Annotated in this window: 19 protein-coding genes; 13 read left to right on the forward strand and 6 right to left on the reverse strand. The window is 65.6% G+C overall.

Features of this window, described 5'->3' with window-relative positions; translation table 11 throughout:
* Window positions 1–31: 31 nt before the first annotated feature.
* The 9 genes from RR42_RS21355 (at window position 32) to RR42_RS21395 (ending at window position 10479) form a co-directional block, all read left to right on the forward strand.
* Window positions 32–1036, forward strand: coding sequence for an ABC transporter permease (locus tag RR42_RS21355; protein ID WP_006159720.1), 1005 nt, complete (start codon window positions 32–34; stop codon window positions 1034–1036).
* Entirely contained in the window at window positions 1033–1872 is an 840-nt protein-coding gene (locus RR42_RS21360) for an ABC transporter permease (RefSeq protein ID WP_043352806.1), read from the forward strand. Before RR42_RS21355 ends, RR42_RS21360 begins: the two co-directional genes overlap by 4 nt.
* Window positions 1873–1891: 19 nt before the next feature.
* Window positions 1892–3529 carry an ABC transporter ATP-binding protein gene (locus RR42_RS21365; RefSeq protein WP_043357542.1) on the forward strand — a complete coding sequence of 546 codons (1638 nt, stop codon included), beginning with the start codon at window positions 1892–1894 and terminating at the stop codon, window positions 3527–3529.
* Between the two features lie 52 nt (window positions 3530–3581).
* Complete coding sequence (locus tag RR42_RS21370) at window positions 3582–4844, forward strand: 4-aminobutyrate--2-oxoglutarate transaminase (RefSeq protein WP_043352807.1); 1263 nt, start codon at window positions 3582–3584, stop codon at window positions 4842–4844.
* 116 nt (window positions 4845–4960) lie between these two features.
* Entirely contained in the window at window positions 4961–6427 is a 1467-nt protein-coding gene (locus RR42_RS21375) for an NAD-dependent succinate-semialdehyde dehydrogenase (protein ID WP_043352809.1), read from the forward strand.
* Between the two features lie 40 nt (window positions 6428–6467).
* The gene (locus tag RR42_RS21380) at window positions 6468–6785 is read left to right on the forward strand and encodes a cupin domain-containing protein (protein ID WP_043352811.1); all 318 of its coding nucleotides are present in this window, start codon (window positions 6468–6470) and stop codon (window positions 6783–6785) included.
* 18 nt (window positions 6786–6803) lie between these two features.
* Window positions 6804–7877 (forward strand): histone deacetylase family protein, encoded by a 1074-nt coding sequence (locus RR42_RS21385; RefSeq protein ID WP_043352812.1) that lies wholly within the window; start codon window positions 6804–6806, stop codon window positions 7875–7877.
* 55 nt (window positions 7878–7932) lie between these two features.
* Complete coding sequence (locus RR42_RS21390) at window positions 7933–9186, forward strand: Zn-dependent hydrolase (protein WP_043352814.1); 1254 nt, start codon at window positions 7933–7935, stop codon at window positions 9184–9186.
* Between the two features lie 291 nt (window positions 9187–9477).
* Window positions 9478–10479, forward strand: coding sequence for a Bug family tripartite tricarboxylate transporter substrate binding protein (locus RR42_RS21395; protein WP_043352816.1), 1002 nt, complete (start codon window positions 9478–9480; stop codon window positions 10477–10479).
* A gap of 124 nt (window positions 10480–10603) precedes the next feature.
* Here RR42_RS21395 and RR42_RS21400 read toward each other — a convergent pair whose 3' ends face one another.
* The 3 genes from RR42_RS21400 to RR42_RS39805 form a co-directional block, all read right to left on the reverse strand.
* Complete coding sequence (locus RR42_RS21400; RefSeq protein WP_043352817.1) at window positions 10604–11077, reverse strand: aminoacyl-tRNA deacylase; 474 nt, start codon at window positions 11075–11077, stop codon at window positions 10604–10606.
* A gap of 102 nt (window positions 11078–11179) precedes the next feature.
* Window positions 11180–12130 carry a LysR family transcriptional regulator gene (locus tag RR42_RS21405; protein WP_043352819.1) on the reverse strand — a complete coding sequence of 317 codons (951 nt, stop codon included), beginning with the start codon at window positions 12128–12130 and terminating at the stop codon, window positions 11180–11182.
* A 4-nt stretch (window positions 12131–12134) separates the two neighbouring features.
* The gene (locus tag RR42_RS39805; RefSeq protein WP_144409914.1) at window positions 12135–12326 is read right to left on the reverse strand and encodes a hypothetical protein; all 192 of its coding nucleotides are present in this window, start codon (window positions 12324–12326) and stop codon (window positions 12135–12137) included.
* 1092 nt (window positions 12327–13418) lie between these two features.
* On the opposite strand from RR42_RS39805, the gene RR42_RS21410 reads away from it, so the two are divergent.
* The 4 genes from RR42_RS21410 to RR42_RS21425 all read left to right on the forward strand — a co-directional run bounded on the left by RR42_RS21410 (window position 13419) and on the right by RR42_RS21425 (window position 16607).
* Entirely contained in the window at window positions 13419–13739 is a 321-nt protein-coding gene (locus RR42_RS21410; RefSeq protein WP_043352821.1) for an H-NS histone family protein, read from the forward strand.
* Window positions 13740–13883: 144 nt separating this feature from the next.
* Window positions 13884–14282 (forward strand): lysozyme inhibitor LprI family protein, encoded by a 399-nt coding sequence (locus RR42_RS21415; protein ID WP_043352823.1) that lies wholly within the window; start codon window positions 13884–13886, stop codon window positions 14280–14282.
* A gap of 160 nt (window positions 14283–14442) precedes the next feature.
* Window positions 14443–15600: an acyl-CoA dehydrogenase family protein gene (locus RR42_RS21420; protein ID WP_043352825.1), complete on the forward strand. Its 1158-nt coding sequence runs from the start codon at window positions 14443–14445 to the stop codon at window positions 15598–15600.
* 149 nt (window positions 15601–15749) lie between these two features.
* The gene (locus RR42_RS21425) at window positions 15750–16607 is read left to right on the forward strand and encodes a hypothetical protein (protein WP_043352827.1); all 858 of its coding nucleotides are present in this window, start codon (window positions 15750–15752) and stop codon (window positions 16605–16607) included.
* 12 nt (window positions 16608–16619) lie between these two features.
* Here RR42_RS21425 and RR42_RS21430 read toward each other — a convergent pair whose 3' ends face one another.
* The 3 genes from RR42_RS21430 to RR42_RS21440 all read right to left on the reverse strand — a co-directional run bounded on the left by RR42_RS21430 (window position 16620) and on the right by RR42_RS21440 (window position 21695).
* The gene (locus tag RR42_RS21430) at window positions 16620–17930 is read right to left on the reverse strand and encodes an MFS family transporter (protein ID WP_043352829.1); all 1311 of its coding nucleotides are present in this window, start codon (window positions 17928–17930) and stop codon (window positions 16620–16622) included.
* A 345-nt stretch (window positions 17931–18275) separates the two neighbouring features.
* Window positions 18276–18659, reverse strand: a complete 384-nt coding sequence (locus tag RR42_RS21435; RefSeq protein ID WP_006159736.1) for a hypothetical protein — start codon at window positions 18657–18659, stop codon at window positions 18276–18278.
* A gap of 147 nt (window positions 18660–18806) precedes the next feature.
* Window positions 18807–21695 (reverse strand): M16 family metallopeptidase, encoded by a 2889-nt coding sequence (locus RR42_RS21440; RefSeq protein WP_236702143.1) that lies wholly within the window; start codon window positions 21693–21695, stop codon window positions 18807–18809.
* Window positions 21696–21765: the final 70 nt, after the last annotated feature.

A 21765-nucleotide genomic window follows, 5' to 3' on the forward strand; every position in this document is an offset into this window, starting at 1 on the left:
CCATCCGCCCGGCGCGCGCGTGGAGCATGCCGTGAATTTCCTCTCTTTCCTGCTATCCCGGCTGTGGAAGGCCCTCGTGGTCGTCCTCGGCGTGGTCATCATCAATTTCTTCCTGATCCGCATGGCGCCTGGCGACCCCGCCACCGTGCTGGCGGGTGAGGCCGGCGCGGGCGATGCTGCCTTCGTTGGCCAGTTGCGTCAGCAGTTCGGGCTGGACCAGCCGGTGCTCACGCAGCTTGGCATCTATCTCAAGGGCGTGGCCAGGCTCGATCTTGGCTACTCGTATCGCAATCACCTGCCGGTGCTCGACCTGATCCTGGACCGGCTGCCCGCCACCATCGTGCTGATGAGCGGCGCCTTTGTCTTTTCCATCGTGCTTGGCGTGTTTCTCGGCGTGATCTCGGCGCGCACGCGCTATGAGAACAAGCGGCGCTGGATCGACAGCGCGGTGATGTCCGCGGCGTTGCTGTTGTACGCCACGCCGCTGTTCTGGCTCTCGCTGATGGCCATCATCCTGTTCTCGGTGGTGCTGGGCTGGCTGCCGGCGTTTGGCATGGAAACCATCGGCGCAGGCTATACCGGCCTGGCGCGCATCCAGGATGTGGCGCTGCACATGATCCTGCCGACCATCTCGCTCGGCTGCTTCTTCATGGCGGTGTACGTGCGCCTCACGCGCGCCTCGATGCTGGAAGTCATGGGCATGGACTTCGTCAAGACCGCGCGCGCCAAGGGCGTGCCCGCTGGCCGCGTGATCCGCGTGCACGTGCTGCGCAACGCGCTGCTGCCGGTCATTACCTTTGCCGGCATCCAGCTCGGCCAGATGGCCGGCGGCGCGGTGCTGACCGAAACCGTGTTCTCGTGGCCCGGCATTGGCCGGCTGATGTTCGATGCCCTGCTGCAACGTGATTACCAGTTGCTGCTCGGCATCTTCTTCGTCACCTCGGCGCTGGTTGTGTTCTTCAACCTGGTGACCGATATCGTCTACCGCTTCATCGACCCCCGCATCTCGGTGGGCGGCAAGGGAGCCACGGCATGAAAGCCTTCGCACAACGTTATTGCCGCAATTACGGCGCCGTGATCGGCCTGGTCGTGCTGCTGCTGGTGGTCGCCGTGGCGCTGCTCGCGCCGGTGCTGTACGAGGAGTCACCCTGGCTGATGGTGGGCGATCCGCTGGTGCGTCCGTTTGCCGACGCGGCGTTTCCCTTTGGCACCGACATGCTCGGGCGCGACATCACCGCTGGCATGCTGTACGGCGCGCGCGTCTCGCTGCTGGTGGGCGTGATATCCACCGGCGTGGCGCTGGTGTTCGGCATCCTGATCGGCTCGGTGGCCGGCTATTGCGGCGGGCGCATCGACGACGCGCTGATGCGCTTTACCGAGTTCTTCCAGACCATCCCGCAACTGGCGATGGCGGTGGTGATCGTGGCAATCTTCAATCCCACCATCTACTCGATCGTGGCCGCCATCTCGATGGTGTCCTGGCCGCCGGTGGCGCGTCTGGTGCGCGGCGAGTTCCTCACGCTCAAGCAGCGCGAGTTCGTGCAGGCTGCGGTGGTGATCGGGCAAAAGCCGCTGCGCATCATCCTCACGCAGATCCTGCCCAACGCCATGTCGCCCATCATCGTGTCGGCCTCCTTCATGGTGGCCACGGCAATCCTGACGGAATCCGCGTTGTCCTTCCTGGGCCTGGGCGACCGCAACATGATGAGCTGGGGCTTCATGATCGGCGCGGCCCGCACCATGATCCGCGAAGCGTGGTGGATGAGCGTGTGGCCCGGCGTGGCCATCCTGCTGACGGTGCTGTCCATCAATCTGATCGGCGAAGGCCTGAACGACGCCATGAACCCGCAACTGCGCCGCCGTGGCGAGTAACGACAAGGAAGACGCCACCATGCAAGCACAAGACAAGCTACCGCTGCTATCCGTGCGCGAGCTCACCATTGCGCTGCCCGCGGGCGGTGACCGTGCGCACGCTGTGAAGGAGGTCAGCTACGACCTGCACGCCGGCGAGATTCTCTGCATCGTCGGAGAATCCGGCTCGGGCAAGTCGATGAGCGCCAACGCCATCATGGGCCTGCTGCCGCCGTACCTGAAGCCGCAGGGCGGCCAGATCCTGTTCCAGGGCAAGGACTTGCTCACGCAGGATGAGCAGACCTTGCTGTCCATGCGCGGCAAGGCCATGGCCATGGTGTTCCAGGAGCCGCTGTCGGCGCTGAACCCCGTGATGACGGTGGGCGACCAGATCGCCGAGGTCATGCGCGTGCACGACGCCTACCCCGGCGAGGCGCGGACAAAGCGCGTGCTGGAACTGCTGGAGTTCGTCGGCCTGCCCGATCCGGCCACGCTGATCCATAGCTATCCGTTCCGCCTGTCCGGCGGGCAGCGCCAGCGCGTGGTGATCGCCATGGCGCTCGCGCTGGAGCCGGCGCTGCTGATCGCCGACGAGCCGACCACTGCCCTGGACGTGACCACGCAGGCCCAGATCCTGGCGCTGATCAGGCGCATCCAGGCGGACAAGGGCATGGGCGTGATGTTCGTCACGCACGATTTCGGCGTGGTGGCGGAAATCGCCGACCGCGTCGCGGTGATGGAGCGGGGCGTGCTGGTGGAGGTGGGCCCGGTGCAGCAGGTGCTCAACCATCCGCAGCATCCCTATACCCGCCGCCTGATCGGCGCCGTGCCGCACGGGCGCGCCAAGGCGCGCGACCAGCAGGCGGCCGAGACCGTGCTGGAAGTGCGCGACCTGCGCAAGACGTATTCCTCGGGCGGCGGCCTGTTCAGCAAGAAGCGCGTGGTCAACGCCGTGGACGGCGTGAGCTTCAGCGTGCGGCGCGGGCAGACGCTCGGCATCGTTGGCGAATCCGGCTCGGGCAAGTCCACCATCGGCAAATGCCTGCTGAAGCTGACCGACATCGACGGCGGCGAGCTGCTGTTCGACGGCCAGGACATCGCCCGGCTGACGGAGCGCCAGTTCCGCCCGCTGCGCAGCGATGTGCAGATGATCTTCCAGGACCCGTTCGCCTCGCTGAACCCGCGCCATACGGTGGGCCGCATCATCACCGATGGGCCAATCGCCAATGGCGCGGCGCTGGCGCAGGCCCAGGCGCGCGGGCGTGAGCTGCTGCAGCTGGTGGGCCTGGAGCCTTCCGCGTTCGACCGCTATCCCAACCAGTTCTCAGGGGGGCAGCGCCAGCGCATTGGCATTGCGCGCGCGCTCGCGCTGGATCCCAAGTTGCTGGTGGCCGATGAATCCGTCTCCGCGCTGGATGTCTCGGTGCAGGCGCAGGTATTGCAACTGCTGGCCGACCTGCAGAAGCGGCTGAACATCGGCCTGATCTTTATCACCCACGACCTGCGCGTGGCCGCACAGATCTGCCACCACGTGATCGTGATGCACAAAGGCCGCGTGGTGGAGTCCGGCCCGCCCGACCAGATCTTCGACGCGCCGCAGCATGCCTACACGCAGCGGCTGATTGCCGCGATTCCCGGCAAGGAGTGGGACCCGACCCTGATCCGCGCCGCGGCCTGACCCCGATAGCACAACCCCGACAGCACAACCGATATCAAGGATGGAGCAACAGATGAAGAATGCCGAACTGGTTCGCCGCAAGGATGCCGCCACGCCCCGTGGCGTTGGCGTGATGTGCAACTTCTTCGCCGAGCGTGCCGAGAATTCGGAGATCTGGGATGTGGAAGGCAAGCGCTATATCGACTTCGCCGCCGGCATCGCCGTGCTCAACACCGGCCACCGGCACCCGCGCCTGGTCGAAGCCATGCAACGCCAGCTTGAGCGCTTCACGCACACCGCCTACCAGATCGTGCCGTACGCCAGCTATATCGAGCTGGCCGAGCGAATCAACCAGCGCGCGCCCGGCCGCGGCGCCAAGAAGACGGCGTTCTTCACCACCGGCGCCGAGGCTGTGGAGAACGCCATCAAGATCGCCCGCGCCGCGACCGGCCGCCCGGGCGTGATCGCCTTCTCCGGCGGCTTCCACGGGCGCACCATGATGGGCATGGCGCTGACCGGCAAGGTAGTTCCGTACAAGGTGGGCTTTGGCCCGTTCCCCGGCGAGGTCTTCCACGCGCCGTACCCGTGCGCGCTGCACGGCGTGTCGGTGGAGGACGCGCTCAAGGCAATGGAGCACCTGTTCAAGGCCGACGTGGATCCCAAGCGCGTGGCCGCCATCATCTTCGAGCCGGTGCAGGGCGAGGGTGGTTTCAACGTGGCGCCGCCGGCCTTCGTCAAGGCGCTGCGCGCGATCTGCGACGAGCACGGCATCCTGCTGGTGGCCGATGAAGTGCAGACCGGCTTCGGCCGTACCGGCAAGCTCTTTGCCATGGAGCACTACGACGTGGCGCCCGACCTCACCACCATGGCCAAGAGCCTGGCCGGCGGCATGCCGCTGTCGGCGGTGTGTGGCCGCGCGGAGGTGATGGACGCCCCCGCGCCCGGCGGCCTGGGCGGCACCTACGCCGGCAACCCGCTGGCGGTGGCCTCGGCGCTGGCGGTGCTGGACGTGCTGGAAGGCGAGCAGTTGATCCCGCGTGGCGCGGCACTTGGCCAGCGCCTGGTCGCGCGGCTGGAGGCCCTGAAGGCGCGCGTGCCGCAGATCGCCGAGATCCGTGGCCTGGGCGCGATGGTGGCGGTGGAATTCCGCCGCGCCGACGGCGCGCCGGATGCGGAGTTCACGCGCGAGGTGCAGAACCGCGCGCTGGAGCAAGGCTTGCTGCTGCTGTCCTGCGGCGTGTACGGCAATGTGATCCGCTTCCTGTTCCCGCTGACGATTTCCGACGCGGTGATGAACGAAGGGCTGGATATCCTGGCCGATGTGCTGACGCGCTGAGCCGCGAAGCCACCCACGAAGCCACCCACGAAGCCACCCACGAAGCCACCCACGAAGCCATCCACGAAGCCATCCACGAAGCTATCCACGAACAGACAGAGAGAGTCAGAACGATCATGCAACTCAAAGACCCCACCCTGCTGCGCTCGCAAGCCTTTATCGGCGGCCAGTGGCAGAGCGCCGACAGCGGCGCCACCTTCCCCGTGACCAACCCCGCCGACGGTTCGCTGATCGGCACCGTGCCGCTGATGGGCGCGGCGGAAACCACCCGCGCCATCGAGGCGGCCCGCGTGGCGCAGGCCGCATGGCGCCGCAAGACCGCCCGCGAGCGTGCCCAGGTGCTGCGTGCCTGGTACGACCTGATGCTGGCCAATGCCGACGACCTGGCCGTGCTGATGACCACCGAGCAAGGCAAGCCGCTGGCCGAGGCGCGCGGGGAAGCCGTCTACGCCGCATCGTTCCTGGAATGGTTCGCCGAGCAAGCCAAGCGCGTCCACGGCGACGTGCTGGCCACGCCCGCGTCCGACAAGCGCCTGCTGGTGGTCAAGGAACCGGTTGGCGTGTGCGCGGCCATCACGCCGTGGAACTTCCCGCTGGCCATGATCACCCGCAAGGCCGGCCCGGCGCTGGCGGCGGGTTGCGCCATGGTGCTCAAGCCGGCAGAAGACACACCGCTGTCGGCGCTCGCGCTGGCGCTGCTGGCCGAGCGCGCTGGACTGCCCGCCGGCCTGCTGAGCGTGGTGACGGGCGACGCCGCCAGCTCGATCGAGATCGGCGCAGAGCTGACCGGCAGCCCGGTGGTGCGCAAGCTCAGCTTTACCGGCTCCACGGAAGTCGGCCGCATCCTGATGCGCCAGTCGGCGCCCACCATCAAGAAGCTGTCGCTGGAACTCGGCGGCAATGCGCCCTTCATCGTGTTCGACGACGCGGACCTGGACGCCGCCGTGGAAGGCGCCATGGCTTCCAAGTACCGCAACGCCGGCCAGACCTGCGTCTGCGCTAACCGCCTCTACGTGCATGACAAGGTGTACGACGCCTTTGCCCAGAAGCTGGTTGCCGCGGTAAAGACGCTCAAGGTCGGCCACGGCCTGGAGCCCGGCGTGCAGCAAGGCCCGCTGATCAATGAAGATGCGGTCGCCAAGGTGGAGCAGCACATTGCCGATGCCCTGGGCAAAGGCGCGCGCCTGCTCACGGGCGGCAAGCGCCACGACCTGGGCGGCACCTTCTTCGAGCCCACCGTGCTGGCCAACGTCACGCCGGACATGGTGGTGGCGAAACAGGAAACCTTCGGCCCGCTCGCACCGCTGTTCCGCTTCACCAGCGACGAGGAAGTGGTCAACATGGCCAACGATACCGAGTTCGGCCTGGCCTCCTACTTCTTCAGCCGCGACATCGGGCGCATCTGGCGCGTGGCCGAGGCGCTGGAGTACGGCATGGTGGGCATCAACACCGGCCTGATCTCCAACGAGGTGGCGCCTTTCGGTGGCGTCAAGCAATCCGGCCTGGGCCGCGAAGGCGCCTCGTACGGCATCGAGGAATACCTGGAGGTCAAGTACCTCTGCATGGGCGGCGTGGACCGCTAAGCCCTCGGCACAACGTAACGCGTCTTCAGGAGAAACCACCATGAGCAGACCCCAGGCCGTACCCACCGTGCAGGTGGACAATGATCGCGTGGTCGTGACCGAGTGGCGCTTTGCGCCGGGCGCGCAGACCGGGCATCACCGCCACGGCTACGACTACGTGGTGGTGCCGATGACTACCGGCGCGCTGCGGCTGGAGACGCCGGCCGGCGAAGTCGTCAGCCAGCTCGTCGCGGGCCAAGCCTATTACCGTGGCGCGGGCGTCGAGCACAACGTGATCAACGCGCACGAAGGCGAATGCGTGTTCGTGGAAATCGAGATCAAGCCCGTTGCGCCGCCTCCCGCAGCCGGGAAACCGTGAGTCTCACCTGAAAAAAACATGCGTGCCTTCTTCTCGGATGACCAACTGCTGCACCAGCCTCGCCAGTTCATGCGTGCGGGCCGCCTGTGCGAACCCACCGACGTGCCCGCCCGGGCCCACGCGCTGCAACGCGCGCTGGCCGGGCGCGGCATCACGCTGGCTGAGCCGGCCGACTTCGGCCGCGCGCCGCTGGAGGCCGTGCACAGCCCGGCGTACCTGGATTTTCTAGGCTATGCGTACGAGCGCTGGATGGCGCTGGCGCGGCCCGGGTTCGAGCCGGGCATCGAAGTGCTGCCCAATCTTTCGCCCTACTACAACGGCCGCGTGGACCAGCCGCGCCGCGTGCCGTGCCCGACGGATTCCATCATTGCCCAGGCCGGCTATTACCTCGGCGACCTGAGCGCGCCGCTCGGGCCGCAGAGCTGGCGCTCCATCCTGCGCTCCGCGCACAGCGCCGTGGCTGCCGCCGAGTCCGTGTGCGAGCAACAGGACCGGCAAGGCATCGCCTATTCGCTGTCGCGCCCGTCCGGCCACCATGCGCACAGCGATCGCGCGGTGGGCTTTTGCTACGTCAACAACTCAGCCATCGCCGCCGAGACCTTGCTCAAGCGCTTCAGCAAGGTGGCGGTGCTCGACGTGGACGCGCACCACGGCGATGGCACGCAGCAAATCTTTTACCAGCGCTCCGACGTCATGACGATCTCCCTGCACGCCGATCCGAGCGCCTACTACCCGTTCTATACCGGCTACGCTAATGAGCGTGGCTACGGCGCGGGCTATGGCTACAACCTGAACTTTCCCCTGCCGCACGGCACCGAGGACGCCGGCTTTCTCGGCGCGCTCGACAACGCGCTCGATGCCCTGCGCGACTACCGTCCGCAGGCACTGGTGCTGGCACTGGGCTTCGACACCTACATCCACGATCCCATCAGCGTGCTGCGCGTGGGGCTGGATGCCTATCGCGGCATTGGCGAGCGCATCAATGCGCTGGGCGTGCCCACGGTGGTGGTGCAGGAAGGCGGCTACGAGGTCGAGGCCATTGGTCCGGCGCTCGATGCCTTCTTGTCGGGCCTCGTGCCCGCCACGGCCTGAGCCACATGCCGCAACCCTCGCGCTACCCGATTCCACTTGCACAAAGAGAGCCGACATGACGACACTGAAGATCGATGGCGACCGCCTCTGGCAGTCCTTGATGGCATTGGCGCGCATCGGTGCCACGCCGCGCGGCGGCAATGCGCGCCTGGCGCTTACCGCGCTTGACGGCCAGGGGCGCGACCTGGTCACGGGCTGGATGCGCGATGCCGGCCTTGCCGTCACGGTTGACAAGGTCGGCAATATCTTCGGCCGCCGTGCCGGGCGCAACGACAGCCTGCCACCGGTGATGACCGGCAGCCATATCGATACGCAGCCCACGGGCGGCAAGTTCGACGGCTGCTTTGGTGTGCTGGCCGGGCTGGAAGTCATGCGTACCCTGAATGAGCAGGGCGTGCGGACCGAGGCGCCGCTGGAGCTGGCGATCTGGACCAACGAGGAAGGCACGCGCTTCGTGCCGGTGATGATGGGCTCGGGCGTGTTCGCCGGCATCTTCCCGCTGCAGACCGCGCTGGACGCGACAGACAACAACGGCAAGCGCGTGGACGATGAACTGCGTGCCATCGGCTACGCCGGCAGCGCCGAAGTGGGCGGCCGCCAGATCGGCGCGTATTTTGAGGCGCATATCGAGCAGGGCCCGGTGCTGGAGGACGCCGATAACGTGATCGGCGTGGTGACCGGCTCGCTGGGCCTGCGCTGGTACGACGTGACCGTGGCCGGCATGGAAGCCCACGCCGGCCCCACGCCGATGCCGCTGCGCCGGGATGCGCTGTATGGCGCGTCATTCATCCTGCAAGAGGTAGTGCGCATCGCGCACGATTTCGCGCCGCACGGGCGCGGCACGGTGGGCGTGCTCGATGTCCACCCGGCCTCGCGCAATGTGATTCCCGGCACGGTGAAGTTCACGGTGGACCTGCGCCACCAGGACGCCGGCGAGCTGGCCGAGATGGACGCCCGCCTGCGCGCGGCCTGCGACGCGCTCGGGCAAGGCAAGACCACGGGCAACCCGCTCGGCGTGCAGATCGAAGACGTGCAGTATTTCCCGCCCACGCCGTTCGCGCCGGAACTGGTGGGGCACGTGCGCCAGCAGGCGGCGGCGCTGGGCTACACGCACCAGGACATCGTCACCGGCGCTGGACATGACGCGGTGTACATCGCCACGGTGGCCCCCACCGCCATGATCTTTGTCCCGTGCAAGGACGGCATCAGCCACAACGAAGTGGAAGACGCCAAGCCCGAGCACCTGGAAGCCGGTGCCAACGTGCTGCTGGGCGCGATGGTGGCACAGGCTGGTGGCGTGAGCGCCTGAGCTGCCTGAGCTGCCTGAGTTGCCTGAGCGGCGACGTTCCCCGGAGCCGTCACGGATCGGTCCAAACCAGTGCGCCGGCCAAGCAGGATGCACCGCGGCGCGAAGCCCCGCTGACCATCGCGGTGCGTTAGCCAACCCAACACCACGGTAACGGCGGGGGCGGCCCCGCCGCGTCCGCGCAGACCGGCTTTCCGGCCCAAACCGGATGGCACAGCACTTGCAATTCAAGCGCATCGCCCGTCGCTGCCACCACGACGGTTCACGTCTTCACTTCCAGAAGCAAGGAATCCCATGTCCTTCCGTTTTCTCCAACACCGCACTGGCGCCATCGCGCTGTCGGCCATGCTGGCCACCGGCCTGGTTGCCACGTCCCCCGCATCGGCGCAAGCCACACACGACTGGCCCACCCAACCCGTGCGCATCGTCGTGCCGTTCCAGGCGGGCTCCGCTACCGATCTCATCACGCGCCAGCTCGGCATCGGCCTGGGCCGCGAGTACGGCCAGACCTTCGTCGTCGAAAACCGGCCAGGCGCCGCGGCCATGATCGGCAGCGAGGCAGCCGCGCGCGCGCCTGGAGACGGCTACACCTTGCTGATGTCGGGGCCCGCTTCCATGGTGACCAACCGCTTCCTCTACAAGAAGCTCAGCTACGATCCAGACGCCTTCGAGAAGGTCGCGGTGGTGGCCATCACGCCAAACATCCTGCTGGCCAGCCCTGGCCTGCCCTTCAAGACGCTGCCGGAAATGATCGCTTATGCCAAGGCCAACCCGGGCAAGCTGACCTATGCGTCGTTTGGCGCGGGCACCACGTCGCACATGGCAGGCGAGATGCTCAAGGCGCTGGCTGGCATCGATATCGTCCATGTGCCGTACAAAGGCGCGGGCGAGGCGATTCCCGCTTTGCTGTCCGGACAGGTGTCGATGTACTTCGACACCATCATGACGGGGTTGCCGTATGTGAAGGCGGGCAAGCTGCGCGCGCTGGGTGTATCCAATGCCAGGCGCTCGCCGATGGCGCCGGATATTCCCACCATTGCCGAGCAGGGCTATCCGGGCTTCGATATCGCGCCCTGGTATGGGATTGTCGCGCCGAAAGGCACGCCAGCCGAGGTGGTTGCCAAGTTGAATGTCTCGATCAACAAGCTGCTCAAGGACCAGGGTTTTCGCGAGAAGCTCGCCGCAACCGGCGCGGAGCCGCGCGGTGGTTCAGTGGCCGATTTCAACGCCATGGTAGGCGCGGAAATCCCGCGCACGGAGAAGCTGGTCAAGCAGTCGGGGATCAGCCTGCAGTAGCGTGTCTGGCGCGAGGCAAAAAAAAGCACCCGGCGAACCGGGTGCTTTTTCCGCTCTTGCCTGATACCGGAAGCCTATCAAAAATCATTCAAGAATCATTCAAGACTTACCCAAGAATCACCCATTACATCATGTGGCGTGAGAAGCGCCCGTGCTCGGCGCCGACCATCAGGTCGGCGAACTGTTCGCTGCTCATGTGCACGAGTTGCTGGTGATCGCCGGCTTCGAAGAACACTTCGGGCTGGGCCAGCAGCGCATCGTCGAGGTAGGTATGCATGCCGTAGGCCATGGCTACCGGCGGGATGGCGCCCAGGTCGCAATCCTTGAAGACTTCGCGGATCTCCTCTTCGTGGGCCAGTACCAGCGTGCGGCCGGATTGCGCGCAGATGGCTGCCAGGTTCAGGTGATGGCTGGACGGGATGACCGCGGCTACGTAGCCGATGTCATCCTCCAGCAACAGGGTCTTGGCCAGGCGATCTCCGGGAACGTGCGCTGCCTCCGCAGTGGCCATGCTGCTGAGGGTGTAGGGATGGCGGATGGTGTCGAAACGGCTGTTCCTGCTGTTGAGGCAATTTGCCAGGGTGGTAGCCAAGGCCATGATGCGTCTCCTTCGCTGTACGTTGCGCTCAGGGCCGCGACGGACCCTAGCGCTTCCTACTATAGACGGTGCCTTTGGTGCCGGGGTGCCATGCGTGGCGCGTCATGCTTCGTCGTGCGCATCCATGGGCGGCAGGCGGCGCGGTTGTGGCCACAGGGCCTGCAGTTCGGTCTTGAGGAAGTTCAGCAGGTAGCGCGTGGCCATGGTCTGGTAGCGGTTGGGCATGGTCAGCATATAGAGGCGGCTGCCGAACACGCTGATGTGGTAATCCGCCAGCACGGGCAGCAGGATGCCCGCGTCGAGTTCCGCGCCGATGGCATAGAGCGGGAAGATGCCCAGGCCCAGGTCGCCCAGCACGCCGTCCTTGAGGAAGGCGAAATTCTCCGAGCTCAGCGTGGGCTCCAACGCCACTTGCTCGCGCACGGCGTCGCTGCCGGTGCCGCGCGTGCCGAAGGCCTTGAGCTTCTGGCCGATGGGCGAGGCGCAGACGATGGCGTGGTCCTTGAGATCGGCCAGGTCGCGCAGGGGCGGCTGCGTGGCCAGGTAGCCGGGAGACCCGCACACCACCCACTCGACCACGCCGATCTCGGTTGCCACCACCGAGTCTGGCGGCGTGGAGATGATGCGCAGCGCCACCTCCACGTCCTCAGACACCAGGTTGTGGATGCGGTTGTCGAACACCACATCAAGGGTGATGTCGGGGTAACGGTGCTTGAACTTCACCAGCAGCGGCGAAAGCATCGCGTGCCCCAGCCCGGTAGGCACCGACAAGCGCACATGGCCATGCAGGCTCTTGCCCATGCTGTTGATCAGCGCGTTGGCCGCCGCCACTTCACCGAGGATGTTGCGCCCGTGCTCGTACAGGCCGGCGCCCACGGGCGTGGGCTCGACGTGCCGGGTGGTCCGGCGCAGCAGCTGCACGCCCAGCGCTTCTTCCAGCGCCTTCAGGTGGTAGCTCACGTTGGCGCGGGTCATCTTGAGCTTGCGCGCGGCAGCCGAGAGATTGCCGGCGTCGACGATGTCCACGAAAAGGCGTAAGGCGTTCAGGTCCATTTGTTCATTTGGTGGCTTGCTCTTGCTCGGGTAAAAGCGTGCTGGCGTTGACGGGCATGGCAAACAGTTTATCAAGTGTGCCGCGCGTCCAATGCGCAAAGGATCGCGCCGAGGCATTCCCTTTATGTTCCCTGATGCCGAAGCGATGATTTTCGTCAGAAACGATTTCTTCCAGTGCGGGGGAGCGGACTGCCACTACATCGCATCGAGCGGCGGCAATAGCCGCAGCAGGCTTTGGCCGGCATGCTGGACAGCTTCGCCTGCGCGCAAGACTGGCCAGGCTCCAGCATGAGCTTGCAGGCAATGCCCGCCAGCGCGCCGAAGCGGCGGAACTCGCGCGGTGCTATCGGCGTCTCAGGGGTTGGCTCCGGACTATGTGGCATAGCGTTTTCCCCAATATTGGCGTCGCCGGCTTTCTTTGGAATGGCGCGATTTGCACGGTATCACCGGGCCCGGTCGGTAAGGAGAGGAGAGGAGAAATTCGCAAGGTCTTTGCGTTGGATGTGGTCCGGCGCCGATTGAAAAGATAGGGAAAGACAGGGAAAGACAGTGAGCACTGGATTCTGCATGCGCGAATACAGCGTATCAAACGCTGTGCCGGAGCCGGTCCGCCGTGGGCTTGCATCGCACTAGCGGCTCGCCATTTTCGGTTTGTGGATGATTGACAGGACTTGAATGCCAGGCATCAAAGCCAGGATCGAGTCCAGGCGTGGATGCATGCGAGCTTGCGCTGAAAAGTGGATATTGCTTAGCTTCAGGCCCATGCGTTTATCCGGTTTGGGGGCAATTACGGCAAAACCGGGCGCGCTCCGACAGGCTTTTCTATCACATTGTCCGTACATTTTTCGTGGCGGGACGGGTATTGCGGCTTCCATGCCTGCGGGGCAATGGCCTTTCAGAAACCTTTCGGGATGTTGTCATATTGTGTCATCGCGCTGTCGGGTGAATGCACCGTCAGCACGCATGCCAAACACGGGATCCAATGGGGGGATCCGATGGGGGGATCCAATGACGGGATCCAATGGCGCCGGTCGCATGGCAGAGAAATCCGGCATATAGGGTATTACCTGAACCCGCATTGCGATCCGGAATGCGCAGGCTTAGCGCATGCGATCCGGCGTCCAATCGCACCCGCATTCGGCGTGTCCATGGCGTTTTCTATTCTTGTGCAAAGCGGGTCGGTTGTATCAACTTCTTACGCGATTGGATTTTCTTTAATCAAACGTGGTAGTCTATGCCAGCAAATTTTCCCCTATCATTGAATTAACACCGCTCCAGGAGAATCAAAATGGCAACTTACAAGCAGCTGATTGCAGAGAAGGAAGCGCTCGAAGCAAAGCTGGCCGAGATGCGTGCCAGCGAAGTGGCGGGCATTATTGCGCAGATCCAGGGCCTGATGGCGGAGTATGAGCTGACGGCAGAAGACATCGCCCCGAAGCGCCGCCGGGGCCGTCCGGCTTCCAGCGCGAATGGCGCCGTGGCCAAGCCCAAGTCCAACCTGCCCGCGAAGTATCGCGATCCCAAGACCGGCGCCACCTGGACCGGCCGTGGCCGCGCACCGGGATGGCTGGGTAAGAACCGTGCCCGCTTCCTGATCGCCGAAGCCTGATCGCATTGCTGTCTCAGTGACACAGTGGCGCCGGCCCCGCCGGCGCCAGCTTCTCCTTTTGCGGGCGCTGCGGCAAGCCATTGGCCGCGCCGTGCGCAGGGCCAATGGCGCCCCTCATCAAATTCCCCCCCCCCCAGACCCAATATGAAAAAAGCGCTGCTTTGCGCGTTGATGCTCTGCGCGTCTTTTGCCGCGCAAGCCGACGAAAAATTGTTGTCAAAGCAATACGGGGCCTGCATGGATCGTCCGGATGTCACGACTGCTGGCATGCATGACTGCATCGGGGCGGAGACGGCGCGGCAGGATAAATCGCTGAATGCCGCTTATAAAGGCCTTCAACAGGCATTGCCTCCCGCCAGGAAAGCAACATTGCTCGACGCCCAGCGCGCCTGGCTGAAGTTCCGGGACGCCAATTGCAGCTTCCAGGCCGATCCCGATGGCGGCACGATCGCCGGTGTCAACGCATCTGCCTGCCTGATGCAGATGACGGCGGACCGGGCGCGGGAGCTTAGCGATTTCGCCGCCGAAGCGGCAGGGCGCTAGCCAGCAGGAGGCCAGCGGCACCAAGAAGATGCCTCTTTGTGCCCTTCTCCCGATTGTCAAAAGGGATTATCCATTCTGTTCAAGACATGTGGGATTGTCAAAATCGGGTGACGGCGTACCATGTCGGGCACATCGTTGCTTGCTTTGACCGGAGATCCCCATGAGCCTGGATGCAGAATCCTTTTCGCTGCTGCGCGCGTCGGTGCAGCGTTTCATCGACGAACGCCTGAAGCCGGCGGAAGACACGCTCGAGGAAACCGACGATGTGCCGGCGGACATCGTTGCCGACATGAAGGAGATGGGCCTGTTCGGAATCTCCATCCCTGAGAACTACGGTGGCATCGGCCTGTCGATGTCGCAGGAATGCGACGTGGTGTATGACCTTGGCCACACAGCCTTCGCCTTCCGCTCGGTCTTTGGCACCAATGTCGGCATCGGCTCGCAGGGCATCCTGATGGACGGCACCGAGGCGCAAAAGCAGGAATACCTGCCCAAGATCGCCAGCGGCGAACTGGTGATCTCGTTCGCGCTGACCGAGCCCAATGCCGGCTCCGACGCGGCCTCGCTGCAGACCAAGGCCGAGCTCGACGGCGACCACTACATCATCAACGGCACCAAGCGCTTCATCACCAACGCACCGCGCGCGGGCGCTTTTACCCTGATGGCGCGCACCGGCGGCACCGGCGCTTCGGGCATCTCCTCGTTCATCGTGCCGGCCAACACCCCGGGCATTTCGCTTGGCAAGCCGGACAAGAAGATGGGCCAGCGCGGCACCAAGACCTGCGACGTGGTGCTGGAAAACGTGCGCGTGCCGGCGGCCAACATCATCGGCGGCGTGCCCGGCGTTGGCTTCAAGACGGCCATGAAGGTGCTCGACCGCGGCCGCCTGCATATCTCGGCGCTGGCCTGCGGCATGGCGCACCGTCTGATTACCGATGCCGTGGCCTATGCCAAGGAGCGCAAGCAGTTCGGCCAGCCGATCGGTGATTTCCAGCTGATCCAGGCCATGCTGGCCGATAGCCAGGCCGAGCTGTACGCCGGCTTGTCGATGGTGCGCGATTGCGCCCAGCGCTACGACGCCAAGACCCCGGGCAAGAGCGATCCGGAAGTCAGCATGCTGGCCTCCTGCACCAAGATGTTCTGCACCGAGATGGTGGGCCGCGTGGCCGACCGCGCCGTGCAGATCCATGGCGGCGCCGGTTATATCGCCGAGTACAAGGCAGAGCGTTTCTATCGCGACGTACGCCTGCTGCGCCTGTACGAAGGCACCACGCAGATCCAGCAACTGATCATCGCCAAGCAGCTGCTGCGCGACTGATCGGTGGGCGCGGATGCCCGCCGGCACGACCGGCGGGCATCCGCGAGAGGGCCCGTGCCGCACTAATGCCACTCGTGGGCAGCGTGCATCGGCCTGGCCAATGGACGCGCGCAACGCAATGTCTTGTTGTCTCAACGGAGGCTGCCTCAATGGCTATTGCCGCTCTCAAGGTTCCCGCTGGCTACGCCGGATTTCCGTCCATGCGCGCCCCTTGCCGCCTCGATGCGCCGCCCTCGCAGGCGGTGCCCGGCAATGACCGCGCGGGCCCGGACAGCACCGCGCCTTGCTACCCGATCATCGAAGCGCTGATGGCCTGCGCCGCGCGGCCCGCCTACACGCCGCTGGACTGCATCCGCCTGGCGCTCGATGCGGCCGGCGCGCTGGGCCGCGACGATCCGGTTTCCTCGGTCCAGCCAACCCGCCTGCAAAGCTTCGATGGCGCGCTGTATCGCACGGGCACGGGCGCCTGGACCATCCTCTACAGCGATAGCCTGGCAGCGACGGATGTGCGCTTCATGATTGCGTACCTGCTGGGCCGGCAGCTTCTGGGTGGCAGCGAGCTGGATTACGTGGAGTGCACCAACGCCGAGCTGATGGCCATGCCAGACGATGACTCGGCCGGCGGGCTCGCCTATGCCTTTGCCAGCCGGCTGCTGATGCCGCTCAATGCCTGCCGCCTGGCCTTGCCCGGCGCGGTGGACCTCGATGTGCTGGACGCGCTGGCCGAGCGCCTCTGCCTGCCGGTGCATCACGTGGCGCGGCGCTGGCTGTCCTATACCTCGCACAAGGCCGTGCTGACGCTCAAGCGCGATGGCGCTGTGCTGGGCATGTGGGCGAGCGAGACGGCGTTCGGGCTGCGGGCCGATGACCTCGGTGGCGGCATGGGCGTGCGCACGGCGTCGCAGGCATTGTTGCTTGGCGACGGCGTGGGCATCGAGCTGGCAGTGGGCCCCAGGCACGTGGCAAGCCGGGCAGGCGCGCGCCAGCGCGCCGCCTTTCCCATCTGACGCGTTGGCGCGTCAGTGCTCGTGGTGCAGGTACCTGGCCTGCCGCGGCAGCCGGAAGCTGACCAGGAACACGATCACCATCATCGCTGTCACGTACCAGTAGAAGCTGGATTCGTGGCCCAGCGATTTCAGGTCCAGCGCGACATACTCGGCCGAGCCGCCGAAGATCGCGTTGGCCACGGCATAGGCCAGCCCCACCCCCAGCGCCCGGATCTCGGTCGGGAACATCTCGGCCTTCACGATGCCGCTGATGGAGGTGTAGAGGCTCACGATGGCCAGCGCCAGGGAGATCAGCGCGAAGGCGACAAAGGGGCTTTTCACGCTCCCGAGCGCCGTCAGGATCGGAACCGTGGCCAGCGTGCCGAGCGCGCCGAACAGCAGCATATTGGTGCGCCGCCCGATGCGGTCCGACAGCGCGCCGAAGAACGGCTGCATGCACATGTAGAAGAACAGGCAGCCGGTCATCACGTAGCTGGCTGTCTTGATCGACATGCCGGCCGAGTTGACCAGGTACTTCTGCATATACGTGGTGAAGGTATAAAAGATCAGCGAGCCGCCCGCCGTATAGCCAAGCACGGTGAAAAAGGCCGCCTTATGGTTGCGGAACAGCTCCGTCAGCGTGCCAGCCTCCTTGCTCGCCCGGGTGGCGGCGGACGTCGTTTCATGCAGGGTGCGGCGCAGGAACAGCGCCACCACCGCCGTGATGGCGCCGATCACGAACGGGATGCGCCAGCCCCATGCCTTGAGCTCGGCCTCGTCCAGGAACTGCTGCAGCACCACCACCACGAGCACCGCCAGCAACTGGCCGCCGATCAGCGTGACGTACTGGAACGACGAAAAAAACCCCCGCTGGCCCTTGAGCGCCACCTCGCTCATATAGGTGGCGGTGGTGCCGTACTCGCCGCCGACGGACAGTCCCTGCAGCAACCGCGCGACCAGCAGCAGCGCCGGCGCCCAGGCACCGATGCTGTTGTAGGTGGGCAGGCTGGCGATCAGCAGCGAGCCGCAGCACATCATCGTCACCGAGATCAGCAGCGAGTTCTTGCGGCCATGCCGGTCGGCAATCCGCCCGAACAGCCACCCGCCAATCGGCCGCATCAGGAAGCCCGCGGCAAACACGCCGGCGGTATTCAGCAATTGCGCCGTGGGATCGGATTTGGGGAAGAAGGACCCCGCGAAGTAAATGGCGCAGAACGCGTAGACGTAAAAGTCGAACCACTCGACCAGATTGCCGGAAGACGCGGCCACGATCGCGTAGACGCGCTTGCGCTTTTCCTCGGCGCTCGGCGGCGCATCGAGCAGGGGGGCGGACAGGTCTGTCATGGTTTGTCTCTTCCGTTCGGCATGTCGCCCACGCTAACAAGCCGTGGTGCGAGATCGGCACGCAGAATTCCAGTGTAGTGCGATTGCGCCGTGATGGCGGCGCAGGGTGACCTGACTTGCACTACTTGGGGGGGGCGGAAGGGAATGGCTGGCGAGGTGGCTCGCTGCCCGTAGCGGCGGGGCGCCGGCCGAAAAACGCGTCTGGCCGCATCACGCGGCAGGGCTGGCGCCATGAGTCGCGGCAGCGGGGCGAGGCAACTGGCCAGGTCCGCTGCGTTTGACGTGAATGACGCCTGTTGGTGGGTCTTACTGAGTCTTGCTGTGTCTTGCTGCGTTTTGTCTGCGTTACTGCGCTTCTTGCGGCCAGACTCCGTCTACATCCCTTAGCAGATGGCCTGCCAGGATGTAGTCGCCCAGCCGGGTCGCCTTGGCTTCGAGATCGAGCAGTTCATGGTCGGCAAGCGTGCCGAGATCGAACTGGCAATACAGATTGCGCTGCCTGAAGGTGGTCTTGGTCTTGGCCAGCCCTTCGATCAGGGCTTCGCGCGAATGGACGGCAATGCTCTCCTGTCCGCGGTATTGCACTTTGATGCCGCGTTTCTCTCCGAGCCGGCCGAGTTCGACGGCGTCCTGCCATCCGGTTTCATAGTCCAGCTCAAGCGCCAGCACATCTTTCGATGCGAGAAGCCGAAGCGCTTCTGCTTTGCTGCTAGCTCGCACTATTGACATCCACACCTCTTATATCGTCTTATACTGTACGAATATACAGTCAACGCGTCATTGCGGCAAGGGGTTGCCCCCAGGCCGTTGGGACTACTGCGCCAGCGGTGTCTTGCGCCGCCCTGCGTTGCCACCATTTTCCTCCAGTATTGCCCTTTAGGGGGCGGCCACGGCTTCGTTTGCCGGCCCGTCCGCCTTTATCGTCCTTATCGCCTTCATTGTCTTTATCGTCGCCCCGGCATCTTGCACTGCCGTGACAGAAAAATCTCCCGCATACACATGTACCACCCGCGCCGGGTCCAGGTGCTTGCGGATGGCCGCGTTGACCTGTTCGACGCTCGCCGTGGCGATACCTTGCTCGTATTGCGTGACAAAGCGCATCGTGCGCCCCAGAAATAGCTGGCTGGCGAGCGTGCCGGCCAACGTGGAATCGCTGGTGCGGGCCAGCATGCCTTGCTGCAGCAGGCCACTCTTGGCTTGTGCCAGCTCCTGCGGCGTGATGCCGGCGGCTGCCAGCCGCGACAGTTCCTCCTCCACGCCACGCTTGAGCTTGTCCAGGTTCTGCGGCGCATAAAGCGCTTGCATGCCGAAGCGCCCGTTGGTATCGAGCGCGCCCACCTGAACGAAACTGCCGACACTGTAACTGATGCCGTCGCGTTGGCGCAGGCGATCCGCCAGCCGGCTCTTGAGCGCGCTTGCGCCGAACACACGATTGGCGATCACCAGGGCCGGATATTCCGGCGCATCGCTGGTCAGCGCCACCGGCAGCGCGGCCAGGTAGATGGCATTGGCCTTGTCCGGCGTCTCGCGGATCAGGTGGGCTGGTGCCAGCGGCACGAAGGGGCGCTCGATCCGGGCGTAGGGCGCCTGGGCCTGCCAGTCGCCGAACAGCGTGGCCAGTTGCGCCTGCGCCGCCTCGCGGTCGAAGTCACCGACCAGCGCCGCCTGGCCATGGCTTGCGCCGTAGAAGCGCGTGTGGAAGGCGCGCAGGTCGGACAGTTGCACTTGCCGCAGCGCCGCGATGTCCTCCTGCGGGGTGCCGACGTAGCGCGGATCCCCCAATGGGTAGGGATTACCGTGACGGCCAAGCACGTTCGACGCGATTGCCTCGGGCTGGCCCAGGCCGCTCTCGATGCCGGCGATGGCGTTGGCGCGCAGGGTCTCGAACTCCGCGGCGGGCAGGCTCGGCTCGCGCAGGATGTCGCGCAGCAGCGCGAGCGTGTCGGCCAGCGTGTCGCGGCGCGCTTCAAAGCGCACAGTGACCGCCTCGGCATCGCCCTGGACCGACACCACCGCCTTGAGCGCGGACAGGCGGTCGGCGATCTGCTGGCGCTCCAGGCGGGCGGTGCCGCGCATCAGCATGGCGGCCGTGAGGCTGCCGACCGCGTCCTGGCCTTGCAGGCTGTTGACGTCGCCCATGCGCAGGATCAGCGTGCCGTTGACAGTCTGGCCGCGGCTGGGCTTGGGCAGCAGCGCGAACTGCATGCCGTTGGCCAGCTTGCCGCGCAGCGTGTGCGCCTCGATATTGTCCGGGCTGGGATCAAAGGCGGCCACCGCGGCCTTGGACGGCTTGCCCTGGTAGGCCGCCACCAGCGCGGCGACGTCCGGCGCGGCGGGCATGGTGGCCCGGGCCAGCGTCTCGGCCGGCGCATCGCCGGGCATGTCGATGGGGATGAAGCGGCCGAGCGTGCAGTTGCTGGCGCGCAGATAGTTTTGCGCGACCCGTTGCAGGTCCGCCAGCGTGACGCGCTCGGCTTGCTGGTGTGCCACCAACAGCAGGCGCCAGTCACCCTTGGCGATGGCCTCGGACAAGGCGATGGCGTAGCCCGAAGGATTCTCCAGCAGGCGCTCGTAGCTGTTGAGCAGGCGGGTGCGGGCACGGTCCAGCTCCACCTGCGTCACCGGCCGGGCGGCAAAGCCCTCCACCTGCGCCACCAGCACCTGCCGCGCGGCTTCGAGGTCCTGCGTCTTGCTTAGCCCGGCGGCGAACAGCACCGAGCCGGGATCCTTCATGCCCGATACCGAGCCAGACTGCCAGCTGGCCTTGCCGCTCTCGACCAGCGCCTTGTACAGGCGGCCGCCCGAGCCATCGGTCAGGATATCGGCGAGCAACTGCAGGGCCACCGTATCCGGATGCGCGCCCGGCGCGATGTGATATTGCACCGCGACCAGCTGCGAGTCGCCCACGCGGCGCAGCGTCACCTCGCGCGCGCCCTCCTGCGGCGGCTCCACGGTGTACTGGACCGGCAGCGCGCGCGTAGGCCGGGGAATCGCGCCGAAGTACTGACCGATGCGCGCGAGCGTGGCGGCCACGTCGAACTTGCCCGCCACCACCAGCACCGCGTTGTCAGGCTGGTAATAGCGGCGGTAGAACTCCTGCAGGTTGCCGATGGCGACGTGTTCCACGTCGCTGCGCGCGCCGATCGGCGCCTTGCCGTAGTTGTGCCAGCGGTAGGCGGCCGAGCGCATCTGCTGCATCAGCATGCCAGCGGGATTGTTCTCGGCGCGCTCCATCTCGTTGCGCACCACCGTCATCTCGCTGTCGAGCGCCTCGCGGGCGATAAAGCTGTTGACCATGCGGTCCGCTTCCATCTTCAGCGCCCAGTCGAGGTTTTCCTCGCTCGCGGTGAAGCTCTCGTAGTAGTTGGTGCGGTCGAACGCGGTGGTGCCGTTGAACTGCATGCCGCGGCGCGTGAGCTCCTGCGCAATGGTGTTGCCCGGCAGCGCCGGCGTGCCCTTGAACAGCAGGTGCTCGAGCAAGTGCGCCATGCCGGTCTCGCCATAGTTCTCATGGCGGCTGCCGACCAGGTAGGTCATGTTGACCGTGGCGACGGGCTGCGCAGCATCGGGCGCAAGCAGCACGCGCAGGCCGTTGGGCAGCCGGTACTCGGTAATGCCTTCCACGCTGACGACTTCCGCCGGCGCCGCGCCGGGCAGCTTCGCGGCAGCAGGCGCCGGCGCGTGGGCCACGCCCGGCGCGGCGTTTGCGGATACGCTGAAAGCCAGGGCTAGCAGCAGGGAAAGGCGCTTGATGACGAGACGCATGCGGAATTCGAAGTCTGGATTGGCTCCCTTGTCGCGGAGATCGGTACGATCCTGCGGGGCGCGGCAAGGC

This window comes from Cupriavidus basilensis (assembly GCF_000832305.1).
Classification (GTDB): domain Bacteria; phylum Pseudomonadota; class Gammaproteobacteria; order Burkholderiales; family Burkholderiaceae; genus Cupriavidus; species Cupriavidus basilensis_F.